The 12,592-nt window shown below is 73.7% G+C and carries 10 protein-coding genes; 4 read left to right on the forward strand and 6 right to left on the reverse strand.

The features are described from left to right. Nucleotides 1–77: 77 nt before the first annotated feature. Nucleotides 78–590: an Hsp20/alpha crystallin family protein gene (locus ACFU0Y_RS13245; RefSeq protein WP_380214995.1), complete on the reverse strand. Its 513-nt coding sequence runs from the start codon at nucleotides 588–590 to the stop codon at nucleotides 78–80. Nucleotides 591–720: 130 nt separating this feature from the next. Continuing rightward, a complete protein-coding gene (locus ACFU0Y_RS13250; protein ID WP_380214996.1) occupies nucleotides 721–1,815 on the reverse strand; it encodes a Gfo/Idh/MocA family protein in 1,095 nt (364 codons plus the stop codon). 78 nt (nucleotides 1,816–1,893) lie between these two features. Between ACFU0Y_RS13250 and ACFU0Y_RS13255 the strand changes: the two genes are divergently transcribed. Then, nucleotides 1,894–2,475, forward strand: coding sequence for a TetR/AcrR family transcriptional regulator (locus ACFU0Y_RS13255; RefSeq protein WP_380214997.1), 582 nt, complete (start codon nucleotides 1,894–1,896; stop codon nucleotides 2,473–2,475). A gap of 18 nt (nucleotides 2,476–2,493) precedes the next feature. Here ACFU0Y_RS13255 and ACFU0Y_RS13260 read toward each other — a convergent pair whose 3' ends face one another. From ACFU0Y_RS13260 to ACFU0Y_RS13275, 4 genes are all read right to left on the reverse strand, one after another. Then, entirely contained in the window at nucleotides 2,494–3,030 is a 537-nt protein-coding gene (locus tag ACFU0Y_RS13260; protein WP_380214998.1) for a gamma carbonic anhydrase family protein, read from the reverse strand. 29 nt (nucleotides 3,031–3,059) lie between these two features. Then, nucleotides 3,060–6,386, reverse strand: coding sequence for a beta-phosphoglucomutase family hydrolase (locus ACFU0Y_RS13265; protein ID WP_380214999.1), 3,327 nt, complete (start codon nucleotides 6,384–6,386; stop codon nucleotides 3,060–3,062). Nucleotides 6,387–6,582: 196 nt separating this feature from the next. Next, nucleotides 6,583–8,115 (reverse strand): ATP-binding protein, encoded by a 1,533-nt coding sequence (locus ACFU0Y_RS13270; RefSeq protein ID WP_380215000.1) that lies wholly within the window; start codon nucleotides 8,113–8,115, stop codon nucleotides 6,583–6,585. Further along, a complete protein-coding gene (locus tag ACFU0Y_RS13275) occupies nucleotides 8,112–8,858 on the reverse strand; it encodes a response regulator transcription factor (protein WP_380215001.1) in 747 nt (248 codons plus the stop codon). The genes ACFU0Y_RS13270 and ACFU0Y_RS13275 overlap by 4 nt, the downstream gene beginning before the upstream one ends. 240 nt (nucleotides 8,859–9,098) lie before the next feature. Between ACFU0Y_RS13275 and ACFU0Y_RS13280 the strand changes: the two genes are divergently transcribed. The 3 genes from ACFU0Y_RS13280 to ACFU0Y_RS13290 are packed head-to-tail and all read left to right on the forward strand — an operon-like array spanning nucleotide 9,099 to nucleotide 12,536. Next, nucleotides 9,099–10,325, forward strand: coding sequence for a heparan-alpha-glucosaminide N-acetyltransferase domain-containing protein (locus ACFU0Y_RS13280; RefSeq protein ID WP_380215002.1), 1,227 nt, complete (start codon nucleotides 9,099–9,101; stop codon nucleotides 10,323–10,325). 34 nt (nucleotides 10,326–10,359) lie between these two features. Next, nucleotides 10,360–11,646 (forward strand): serine hydroxymethyltransferase, encoded by a 1,287-nt coding sequence (gene glyA / locus ACFU0Y_RS13285; protein WP_380215003.1) that lies wholly within the window; start codon nucleotides 10,360–10,362, stop codon nucleotides 11,644–11,646. A 2-nt stretch (nucleotides 11,647–11,648) separates the two neighbouring features. Beyond that, nucleotides 11,649–12,536, forward strand: a complete 888-nt coding sequence (locus tag ACFU0Y_RS13290) for a bifunctional methylenetetrahydrofolate dehydrogenase/methenyltetrahydrofolate cyclohydrolase (RefSeq protein WP_380215004.1) — start codon at nucleotides 11,649–11,651, stop codon at nucleotides 12,534–12,536. Nucleotides 12,537–12,592: the final 56 nt, after the last annotated feature.

The raw sequence follows: 12,592 nt of genomic DNA on the forward strand, positions 1-12,592 counted from the left end.
GGCCCGTTCCCCGCGGGGAACGGGCCCGTGGCCGTGGCGGGACCGTCCGGAGCGCGACCGCTGCCGGGGAGGCCGGCTCAGCCCTCGGTGGACTGGGTGGCCTCCGAGCCGTTGACGAGCTCGCCCTCGCCGATCACGCGGTCGCCGGACCCGTCCTGACCCTCGCCCAGCGCCTGCTGCTCGCCCTGGCCGGACACCACCTGGATCTTGCGCGGCTTCGCCTGCGCCGTGACGGGGATCGTCACCGTGAGCACGCCGTTGTCGTAGTTCGCGGCAATGTTCTGGATGTCGATGCCCTGGCCCAGGTTGAGCTGCCGCACGAACGACGAGCTCTGCCGCTCCCGGGTGATCCACTGCACGTCCTGCACCTCGGGCAGCTCCCGTTCCGCCCGGATGGTCAGCAGCTGGCCGTCGACGTCGACGTCGACGCTGCCGGGGTCGATGCCGGGCAGGTCCGCCCGCAGGATGTACTGGTCGCCGTCCCGGTACAGGTCCATCGGCATCTCGCGCAGGCCCTGCCGGGCGAACAGCGAGGCGGCGAGTCGGTCGAAATCGTTGAACGGGGTGAACATCGTGGCCACGTCAATCATCTCCTCAACCATATGAGCAATGTCTTCGACATTTAGTTGAGTCAGACCAACTCAACTGTTGACCATGATAGTGCCGCTCGTACCGCTGTTCAACGGGTCCGTGCCCGCATCGCCCAGGGCGAACCGTCCGTCAGCGGAGGTCGTGGGGATAGCGCACGCCGATCTGCTCCCGCACCCGGTCGAAGAGCTCCGCGAGCTCGAGCGAGTCGGCCCAGGGCACCACGGGGGACTCGAGCAGGCCCTGCTGCACGCAGCGCGTGGCCTCGCGCATCTCGAAGACGTACCCGGCCCCGGCCACGTCCACGTGCTCCACGTGCGGGGCGGCGCCGGCGCGGGCGCCGTCGGCGCTCTGCAGCACCAGGGTGGTCGGGCAGTTGATCCGGCCGTCCACGCGCAGCCAGCCGTCCGTCCCGCTGACGGTCACCTGGTGGGGGACCGTGGCGGAGAGGGTTCCGCTGACGTGGGCCCGGCCGTGCCCGAACTCCAGGGTCAGGGCCGTGTCCACGTCCACGTCCGTGGCGCCGAGCTCCGCGCGGGCGCTCCAGCGCTCCGGGGCCCCCAGCACCGCCGAGGTCCACGTCAGGGGATAGACCATCATGTCCAGCAGCACCCCGCCGCCGTCGGCCCGGCGGAACAGCCGGTGGGTCGGGTCGAGGACCCGGTGCATGCCGATGGACCCCTCGACCGAGCGCACCCGGCCGAGCCGGCCCTCCCGGATCCAGCGCATCGCGGTGCGGAAGCCGGGGGTCATGCGGGTCCAGACGGCCTCCATGAGGAAGACGCCGTGCTCGCGCGCCAGGCGCAGCAGGTCCTGGACCTCGGCCGCGGTCATGGCGAGGGCCTTCTCGCAGACCACGTGCTTGCCGGCGCGCAGCAGCACGGAGACGTCCCGGTGGTGGTAGCCGTGCGGGGTGGCCACGTAGACGATCTCCACCTCGGGGTCCGCCGCGAGCCGGTCCAGGCCCGTGCCGGCGGCCGTGCCGCCGTAGGCCCGGGCCACCCCGTGCCGGCGGGCGAAGTCCTCGGCGCGGGCCTGGTCCCGTGAGCTCACGGCCACGAGCCGGGCGTCGGGCAGCGCCGCGATGTCCGGCACCACCTTCTCCGCGATGTCGGCGGTGCTGACCACGCCCCACCCGAGGGTGCGGCCGGTGGCGGTGCGGGGGTGGTCGAGGTGGGCGGCGTCGAGGGCGGCGTCGACGAAGGGGCTGAGGGTCGGGGCAGGCATGGGCGCATTCTGCCACGCCCGCGTCGTCCGCCCGCGGCGGATCCGATCGAACGACCGTTCGTCGCGTAGGCTGGAGCCGTGCCCCGGGTGAGCCAGCAGTACAAGGACGAGCGCCGCCGCGCGATCGTGTCCGCCGCGAGCGCGTGCTTCCTCGAGCACGGCTACGAGGGGGCGTCGATGCACCGCATCATCGCCGCCACCGGGCTGTCCGCGGGCGCGCTGTACAACCACTTCCCGAGCAAGCAGGAGCTCGTGGCGGCGTCCGCCCGGGCGGCCCTGGACCGGGTCCTCGAGGCCGCGGCGGACGTGCCCGGCACCGACCCGGCCGAGTGGGTCGTGGGACTGCTGGAGCGGCTCGCCGCGGACCCCGCCACCACCCGTCTGCTGCTCATCACCTGGGGCGCGGCCGTGACCGACCCCGGGCTGGCCGAGCCGGCGGGGGAGCACCTGGCGCGCGTGCGCGACCGGGTCGAGGAGCGCTACGGGCGGTGGGCGGTCGAGGAGCTGGGGCTCGGGGCCGACGCCGCCCACGAGTGGGCCGGGATGTTCGCCCAGGCCATCCTCTCGGTGCTGCAGGGCTGGGTGGTGCAGTCCTGCCTGCTGCCGGGCTTCGACCACGGCGCGTACCTGGACTACGCGCGCACCCTCGCCGCCCAGTGACCGGCCACGGGGCGCGGATCAGGCGCCGGGGCCGCGGTGCTCGGCCGAGAGCTGCACGTAGGTCCGCGCGCTGGCGCGGACCTTCTCCTGCTCCTCGTCCGTGAGCTCGCGCCGGACCGTGGCCGGCACCCCGGCCACCAGGGACCGCGGCGGCACCACGGTGCCCTCGAGGACGACCGCACCCGCGGCCACCAGCGAGCCGGTGCCGATCACGGCGCCGTTGAGGACGGTGGCGTTCATCCCGACGAGGACCTCGTCCTCCACGGTGCACCCGTGCACCACCGCGCCGTGGCCGACGCTCACGTCCGCGCCGATCGTGCAGGGGTGGCCGGGGTCGGAGTGGACCACCACGTTGTCCTGCAGGTTGGACCGCGCGCCCAGCCGGACGGGGGAGCGGTCCCCGCGCACCACGGCACCGTAGAAGACCCCGGACTCTGCGCCGAGCTCGACGTCGCCCACGACCGCCGCGGTGGAGGCCACGAAGGCGGTGGGGTGGATCCGGGGCTCGTGCCCGCCGTGCGGGAGGACCGGGCCGGGCGTCGTGGAGTGTGCCATGGGCCCAGCCTATCGGCGGGGTCCGCGGCTCAGACGCCCTGCCGCGTGACGGCCGCCGGCTGGAGGGCGTGCTGGTGCCCGTGCTGGATGGCCACGCGGATCGTCTGCCCGCCCTTGAGCACGTACTCCGCGCCGTGCACGTGGATCGTGACGTCGTCCGCCTTGCGGGAGGAGCCCTCGAGCTCCAGGACGTGGTGGTCGATGCACACCCGGATCACCTGGCCCCGGTACAGCACGGTGAACGAGACCGTCTGCAGCTGGCTCGGCAGGGCCGGGTCGAACTCGAGCCAGCCGCCGCGCACGCGCAGCCCGGCGTAGGCGCGGGTCACGACGTCCACGGAGCCGGCCATGGCGCCGAGGTGGATGCCCTCGCCCGTGGTCCCGCCCTGCGTGTCGTCGAGGTCGACCAGCAGGGAGTCCTGGAACGAGGACCAGGAGCGGTCGGGGTTCAGCCAGGCGAGCACCGAGGCGTTGACCACCCGGGACAGGGACGAGCCGTGCGAGGAGCGGGCGATGTAGAAGTCGACGGTGCGCTCGATCGCGGCGTGGTCCACGTCGTAGCCCATCCGGCCGAGCTCCTCGACCAGGCCGTCGGGGCCGAAGAGGTAGACCAGCATGATGGTGTCGGCCTGCTTGGCCAGCTTGTAGTTGTTGGTCATGTCCCCCTCGTTCTCCAGCAGGAGGTCGAGGCGGCCGATGTTGCGGTACTTCGTGCGGTAGTACTCCCAGTCCAGCTCGTCGAGGTCGTCGTAGCCGTGGAACTGGCTGATGGTGCCGTCCGAGTTGAACGGCACGAACATCCGCTCGGCCATCTGCTGCCAGGTGCCCACCTCCTCGGCCGAGAGGTCGAAGCGGGCGGAGAGCTCCTCGCGCTGGTGCTCCACCATGTCGTGGAAGATGTGGGCGCTGTGCCGGAACAGCCACGCCGCGAGCACGTTCGTGTAGGCGTTGTCCTTGAGGCCGCCGCCGTGCTGGCCGCGCGGGCCGTCGTGGTACTCGTCCGGGCCCATGACGCCGGCGATGTGGTAGCGGCCGTCCGCGGGGTCGTAGTCGGTGAGGGACGCGAACAGGCGGGTGATCCCGATGATCAGCTCCGAGCCCTGGCCCGCCAGCCAGTCCAGGTCACCGGTGGTCTCGTAGTAGATCCAGGCGTTGTAGGCGATCGCGAGGCCCACGTGGAACTGCCGCCACGAGTTGTCCGGCAGCCACCGGTTGGAGTGGTGGTTGAACAGCTCCGGCGGGGTCTCCTCCCGGCCGTCCGAACCGGACTGCCACGGGAAGGCCGCGCCCTCGAGCCCGAACTCGGTGGCCCGGTGCTTGGCCATGGCCAGCCGGCGCCACCGGTAGGACAGCAGCGCCCGCGTCACCTGCGGCTGGTGCAGGTTCACCACCGGCAGGATGTAGAGCTCGTCCCAGAAGATGTGCCCCCGGTAGCCCTCGCCGTGCAGTCCGCGGGCCGGGACGCCGGCGTCGCGCAGGGACATGTGCGGCGCCAGGGTCTGGGCCACGTGGAACAGGTGCACGCGCAGGGCCAGCTGGGTCAGGGACAGCTCCCCGGTGCACTCCTCCGGGTCCCGGCACACGTCCACGTCGAAGCGGTCCCACAGCAGGGACCACTCGATCTCGTGCGAGGGCAGCAGCCCCCGGACGCCGCTGGGGTTGCGGTCCAGCTCCGCGAGCGCGCCCTCGCGGGGCGAGCCGATGGCCGCGTCGCGGCTCGTGACCACGGCCGTGGTCGAGTCGATGATCACCGGGCGGCCGTCGGCGATGTTGACCTGGTGCCGGCGGAACTCGGTGCCTCCGGGGCGGATCTCGCGGCGCTCCCGGACGTTCTGGCCGCCCTCGATGGTGGTGCGCTGGGCCGTGGTGATCTCGATCTTGGACTGCGTGGTGCGTACGTGGGACAGCAGGGTCTCGTGGTCGTCGGGCAGGGACGTCGACTCGAGGTCCACGAGGTGGTGGTCGTTGAGGTCCTTGTACTCCGCGACCCCGTTGTTGCGCACGCTGGGGTCGATGCCCGTGCGCAGGTGCAGCCGCCCGGAGAACCCCCGGGCCGTCACGGTGGTCTCCTGCGCCCCCAGGTGGCGGTAGCGCAGCGACACGAGGCGGCGCTGGACGATCTCCAGCCGGGCGCGGGCCCCGTCCTCGCCCCGGTCGCCGTTGAGGTCGGTGAGGACGAGCGACCGGATGAGCAGCCCGCGGCGCAGGTCGAGCTCGATCCGCTCCTCGGACGGGCGCAGCCCGCCCTCCGACCACCAGTCGCCGCCGGAGACGCGCAGGTCCAGGTGGGTCCAGTTCGGGGCGTTGACCATCGACTCGTGCTCGACGTCGCGGCCGCTCAGGTGGCTGACCACCCGGTTGAAGATCCCGGCCAGGTAGTTGCCGGGGTAGTGCACCCCGTTGTCGGGGAACTCGCAGGCGGACCCGCGCACCCCCATGTAGCCGTTCGCCAGCGTCAGCAGGGTCTCGCGCCGGGGCTCGGTGGCCGGGTCGAAGCCCTCGAACACCAGCTTCCAGGGGTCCTCGCGGCGGGCGCCGAGGTCGAGCTCGCCGACGTCGTTGAGCACGATCGTGGCACCGGCGCGGTAGAGGTCCTTGCGCTCGCCGTGGCGGCGGATGCCCACCACCATGCCGAAGCCTCCGGCGGCCGCGGCCTGCACCCCGGACACGGCGTCCTCCACCACCACGGACCGGGCCGGGTTCACCCCGAGCATCTTGGCGCACGTGAGGAACGTGTCGGGGGCCGGCTTGCCGGGCAGCCCGTGCTCGGCGGCGAAGTGGCCGTCCACGATGATGTCGAAGGAGTCCTGCAGCCCGGCCGCCGCGAGCACGGGGACGCTGTTGCGGCTGGCGGTCACGAGGCCCACCGGCACGCCGGCCGCGCGCAGCCGCTCGATGAGCGCCACGGTCCGCTCGAAGACCCGCACGCCCTGGACCTGCAGGGCGTCCTGGAAGTAGGTGTTCTTCAGCACGGACTGGCCCTGCACCGTCCACGCCCCCGGCGCCCCGTCGCCCTCCGGCAGCCGCGCGCCGCGCGCGGCGAGCAGGGACCGGATCCCGTCCTCGCGGCGCCGGCCGTCCACGTAGTGGCGGTAGTCGGCGTCGGCGTCGAAGGGGCGCCGGTCCACGGTGGTGCCGGCCTCGGCCGGCTCGAGCCGGTCGTCGGCCAGGATCGCGTCGAAGAGGGTCTTCCAGGCCGCCGCGTGCACGGCGGCGGTGTCGGTGACCACCCCGTCCATGTCGAAGATCACGGCCTCGTGGGGGATGCGCAGCTGGTCGACCGTCTGCGGAGGAGCGTCCGCGCCCTGGATGCGGGGCAGGGACGCGGTGAACGGGGCGGTGGGCAGTGCGTTCACGGGAGTTCCTCCGGGGAGTGGGTGCGGCTTCCGTGGCCCCTCGGAACCGCAAGGAGAGACCCCCAGCACGCGGCACGCGACGGACCCCGGACGCGGCGTTGCGGTTTGGCACTGGAGCGGGGACGGCCGTCCGTGCCGACGGTTCCTGACCAGCTCATTAAACGGCTCGGGGCCCCCCGGGGCAAGCCGCGTCCGCTCAGCGGTCCGCCAGGGGGAGCCGGACGGTGAACCGCGTGCTGCCCGGGACGCTGCCGACCTCGATCCGCCCGTGGTGCGCGCGCACGATCGCCTCGACGATGGAGAGCCCCAGTCCCGCCCCGCCGGAGCGCCCGGCGCGCGCGTGGTCCTCCCGGGCGAAGCGGGAGAAGATGTGCTCGAGGAACTCGGCGCCGATGCCGGGGCCGTCGTCCCCGACCGTGAGCACGGCCTCGGCGGCGGCCCCCGGGCCGCCGGCCGCGGTCGCCAGCGACGCCGTGACCGTGGTGCCGGCGGGGGTGTGCTGGTGGGCGTTGGCGAGCAGGTTGATGAGGACCTGGCGCAGCTGGGCCGGATCGCCCCGGACGAGCACGGGCTCGTCGGGCAGCTCGAGGCGCCAGCCGTGACCGGGCGCCGTGACCCGCAGGTCGCTGACGGTCTCGACCACCAGCTCGAGCAGGTCCACGTCCTCGCTGACCACCGCCCGGCCCTCGTCCAGGCGCGCGAGCAGCAGCAGGTCCTCCACGAGCGCGGTCATCCGCACCGCCTCGGACTCCACCCGGGACAGCGAGCTGCGGCCCTGCGCGCTCATCGGCTCCGTGAGCCGGATCAGCTCCGCGTAGCCCCGGATGCTGGCCAGCGGGGTGCGCAGCTCGTGGCTGGCGTCGGCCACGAACCGGCGCACGCGCGTCTCGCTGCGCTGGCGGGCGGTCAGCGCGTGGGCGACGTTGTCCAGCATCCGACCGAAGGCGTGGCCGAGCCGGCCCACCTCCGTGTCCGGGTGCGCCGCCGGCGCCACGGCCTCCACCGGCAGGGTCACCTCCCCCCGGTCGAGGTCGAGCTCCGAGACGCGGGTCGCCACGTCGGAGAGGCGCTCCACGGGGCGCAGGGTGCGCCGGACGACGACGAGGCCGACGAGGCCCGTGGCCGCGATGGCGCCGGTCGAGATCGCCGCGGTGCTCACCCCGAAGCTGCGCAGGGTGTCCTCCTTGTCGGCCAGCGGCAGGCCGGTCAGCACGAGTCCCCAGTCCCACGGGTCGTCGACCACCAGCACGCGGTAGCCGCCCACGCTCAGCTCCACGTCCACGGGGCCCCACTGCTCGCCGCCGTCCTCGTCGGACTCGGCGCCGAGCGCCGCCACGAGCTCCCCGATGCGCTGCCGGTCCGTCCCGGTCAGCTCCTGCCGCGTCCCGTCGGCCGCGAAGAGCCCGGCGCGCACCACCTCGCCGTCGACGATCCGCGCGTTGAGCGTGCCGGCGCCCTGGGCGGGCACGTCCATCATGGCCTCGAGCTCCTCGGAGGGCCCCGCGGCGGCCCGGACCCCGTACTCGATCGCGCGGAAGGACGCGTCCCGGACCCGGCCGTCCAGCTGCTCGCCCAGGGACACGTTGAGCACCGCGAGACCCAGGGCGCCCACCGCGGCGCACGCGGTGGTCAGCAGCGCCAGGACCGTCAGCAGCAGCTTCGTGCGCAGCTGCAGCGCCCGGCCGGCGCCCCGCCGCCGGACCCGCGCACCGGTTCCGCCCGTGCTCACTCGGCCGGTTTGAGCACGTAGCCGGCGCCGCGCACGGTGTGGATCATGGGCGGGCGCCCGGCGTCGATCTTCTTGCGCAGGTAGGAGATGTAGAGCTCCACGACGTTGGTCTGGCCGCCGAAGTCGTAGCCCCAGACCTGCTCGAGCAGCTGCGGCTTGCTGAGCACCCGGCGGGCGTTCTCCATGAGGCAGCGCAGCAGGTCGAACTGGGTGGCCGTCAGGGCGATCTCGTCGCCGCCGCGGTGCACCTCCCGGGTGTCGGCGTTGAGCACGAGGTCCCCCACGACCAGCTCCGCGGCGTCCGGGTGGGCGATGCCCGCGCGCTGCACCAGGCGGTGCAGCCGCAGCAGCAGCTCCTCCATGTCGAACGGCTTCGTCACGTAGTCGTCCCCGCCCGCGGCGAGGCCGGTGATGCGGTCCTCCGTGCTGTCCTTCGCGGTGAGGAACAGGGCCGGGACGGTGGGGGAGAAGGCGCGGACGCGCTCGAGCACCTGCACCCCCGAGCACCCCGGGAGCATGACGTCGAGCACCAGGACGTCGGGCCGGAAGCCGCGGGCCTCGGCCACCGCGGCGTCCCCGTCGTGCGCCGAGCGCACCTGCCAGCCCAGCATCGACAGCCCCATGGACACCATCTGGGCCAGCAGCGGCTCGTCGTCGACGACGAGGGCGCGCACCGGTGCCCCGTCGGGGTGCCGCAGGCGAGGCAGCTCCACAGCGGTGGGCCGGTGCACGGAATCGGTCACGACGGGCTCCTCCCTGGTCCGCGCCGGCGGCGCCGGTGTCCTCGGACGGTCCTCAGCCTAGCGCCGGGACGGCCCGGGAGGCGGTGCGCACCGTTCACGGACGCACTTCACAGCCCCGGCACAGGAAGCCGATAAGGCCGCCACATCCCCGCCTGGTGGGATGGGAGCAGCACCGGGCCCCTGGGCCCGGACCCGCCGGGCAGGGAGCCCGCCGGAGCACGCGAGAGGGGAACCACCGCCATGCTGCACACCCACCACCCGGTCGGGGAGGCCCGGTCCGCGGATCGGTCCGCGGCGCCGCGCGCCCGCCGGCGCCTGGTCGGGATCGACGCGGCCCGCGGCCTCGCCCTGCTCGGCCTGGTCTCCGTGCACATCCTGCCGTCCTGGGACCCGGAGACCTTCGAGGCCACCGTCCAGTGGACCCTGTTCTCCGGCCGGGCCGCCGCCCTGTTCGCCCTCCTCGCCGGCGTGGGGCTGGCCCTCGGCTCGGGCGGGACCCGCGTGCACGAGGGCCGCCGGATGACCGCCGACCGGGCGGGGCTGCTCGTGCGCGCCGTGCTCATCACCGTGCTGGGGCTGCTCATCAACCAGTTCTCGCCGGCCGACCCGCCCGCCTACGACATCCTGGTCTACTACGGCGTGTTCTTCCTGCTCGCCCTGCCCTTCCTGCACCTGTCCGTGCGGGCCCTGCTCGCCTGGGCCGCCGGCCTGGCCGTGCTCGGCCCCGTCCTGGTGCACGCGCTGGGCCCCGTGCTGCCCCCGTTCGGCGTCCACAACCCGGGCGTCGCGGAGCTGCTCACCGAGCCGGGCACCACCCTCGCCCAGCTGCTCGTCACCGGCTCGTACCCGGGGGTCACCTATCTCGTCTACCTGCTCGCGGGCCTGGCCATCGGGCGGCTGGACCTCTCGGCCGCCCGCACGCAGGCCGGCCTGGCCATCGGCGGGGCCGGGCTCGCGGCGGCGTCCTCGCTCACCTCCTGGCTGCTGCTGCACCCCCTCGGCGGCATCGACCGGCTGCTCGCCGCGAGCCCGTTCCTGGGCCGGGAGGACGTCCGGGAGATCCTGGTGTTCGGCCCCGACCCCGTCCTGCCCTCCGCCACCTGGTGGTGGCTGGCCGTGACCGGGCCGCACACGAACACCCCGCTCGCCCTGCTGAGCGGGGTGGGCACCGGGGCCCTCGTCCTGGGCCTGTGCCTGCTCCTGGCCCGCCGCGCCGAGCGCGCGCTGCTGCCCCTGGCCGCGGCCGGCTCCATGACCCTCACGCTGTACTCGGCGCACCTGCTCGCGCTGTTCCTCGAGCTGCACGAGGAGCAGCCCGTGCTGTGGTTCCTCGTGCACGTCCTGGTGGGCGCCGGCTTCGCGGTCCTGTGGCACCGCACCCGCGGCCAGGGGCCCCTCGAACGAGTCGTCGGCCGGGCCGCCCGCGCAGGGCGGGACCGGGTCCTGCGCGATCGCCTAAACTCGTAGACGGTCCACCCAGGTTCCCGACTTCAGGAGCGGCATGTCCACGAGCACGTCCCCGTCCGTCACCAACCAGCCCCTCGCCGAGGTCGATCCGGAGATCGCGGCGGCCATCGCCGACGAGCTCGGCCGCCAGCGCGGCACCCTCGAGATGATCGCCTCCGAGAACTTCGCGCCCCGGGCGGTCCTCGAGGCACAGGGCTCGGTGCTCACGAACAAGTACGCCGAGGGCTATCCCGGGCGCCGCTACTACGGCGGCTGCGAGTTCGTCGACGTCGTCGAGAACCTCGCCCGGGACCGGGCCACGTCCCTGTTCGGCGCCGAGCACGCCAACGTCCAGCCGCACTCCGGCGCCCAGGCCAACACCGCGGTCATGCAGGCGCTCATGACCCCCGGCGACAAGCTGATGGGCCTCTCCCTGGCCCACGGCGGCCACCTCACGCACGGGATGAAGCTCAACGTCTCCGGCAAGCTCTACGAGATCGCCGCCTACGAGGTCGACCCCGACACCTACACCATCGACATGGACAAGGTGCGGGAGCAGGCCCTGGCCGAGCGCCCGCAGGTCATCGTGGCCGGCTGGTCCGCGTACTCGCGGGAGCTGGACTTCGAGGCGTTCCGCTCGGTCGCCGACGAGGTCGGGGCGAAGCTGTGGGTGGACATGGCCCACTTCGCGGGCCTCGTGGCCGCGGGCCTGCACGCCAATCCCGTGCCGCACGCCCACGTGGTGACCTCCACCGTGCACAAGACCCTCGCGGGTCCCCGCTCCGGCGTGATCCTCACCACGGGCGAGCTCAAGAAGAAGATCGACTCCGCCGTCTTCCCGGGCCAGCAGGGCGGCCCCCTCATGCACGCCATCGCGGGCAAGGCCGTGGCCTTCCGGATCGCGGCCACCGAGGAGTTCCGCGCCCGCCAGGAGCGCACCGTCGAGGGCGCCCGGATCCTCGCCGAGCGGCTCGGCGCCGACGACGTCGCCCGGGCGGGGGTGTCCGTGCTGACCGGCGGCACCGACGTGCACCTGGTCCTGGTGGACCTGCGCAACTCCGAGCTCGACGGCAAGCAGGCCGAGGACCTCCTGCACCAGGCGGGGATCACCGTCAACCGCAACGCCGTGCCGTGGGACCCGCGCCCGCCGATGGTCACCTCCGGACTGCGGATCGGCACCCCCGCGCTGGCCACCCGCGGCTTCGGCGCCCCGCAGTTCGAGGAGGTCGCCGAGATCATCGCCACCGCCCTCAAGCCCGGCGCGGACATCCCCGCCCTGCGGGCCCGCGTGGACCGGCTGGCCGCGGACTTCCCGCTCTACGACGGCCTCGAGGAGTGGTGAGCATGGGGGCGCAGGTCCTCGACGGGCGGGCGGCCGCCGCCGCCATCAAGACCGAGCTCGCCGAGCGCGTCGCCGCCCTGGCGGAGCGGGGGATCACCCCGGGCCTCGGCACGGTGCTCGTGGGCGACGACCCCGCCTCGCACTCCTACGTGGGCGGCAAGCACCAGGACTGCGCCGAGGTCGGCATCGCCTCGATCCGCCGGAACCTCCCCGCGGACGTCTCCCAGGAGGAGCTCGAGCGCGTGCTCGACGAGCTCAACGCGGACCCCGCGTGCACCGGCTACATCGTCCAGCTGCCGCTGCCGGAGCACATCGACACCAACGCAATCCTCGAGCGCGTGGACCCGGACAAGGACGCCGACGGGCTGCACCCGACGAACCTCGGCCGCCTGGTGCTCAACGTCGCCGAGCCGATGACCTCCCCGCTGCCGTGCACGCCCAACGGCGTGATCGAGCTGCTGCGCCGGAACGGGGTCGACCTCGCGGGCCGGCACGTGCTCGTCGTGGGCCGCGGCGTGACCGTCGGACGGCCGATCGGGCTGCTGCTGACCCGCAAGGAGATCAACGCCACGGTGACCCTCGCCCACACCGGAACGCAGGACCTGGACGAGCTGCTGGCCCAGGCCGACGTCGTCGTGGCCGCCGCCGGGCGACCGCACATGATCACCGCCGACCGGCTCAAGGACGGGGTCGTGCTCCTCGACGTGGGGGTCTCCCGCGTGGAGGACCCCGCGACCGGGAAGAAGAAGCTCACCGGCGACATCGACCCGGCCGCCGCGCAGAAGGCCTCCTGGATGTCGCCGAACCCCGGCGGGGTCGGTCCCATGACCCGGGCCATGCTGCTGCTCAACGTCGTGGAGACCGCCGAGCGGCAGGCCGGCCTGGGCTGAGCCCCGGCGCCGCGCCACGGCGGCGGAGCGCGCCCCCGGGAGTCGTCGCTCCCGGG

Source organism: Kocuria sp. NPDC057446 (genome assembly GCF_042802875.1).
Lineage (GTDB): Bacteria > Actinomycetota > Actinomycetes > Actinomycetales > Micrococcaceae > Kocuria.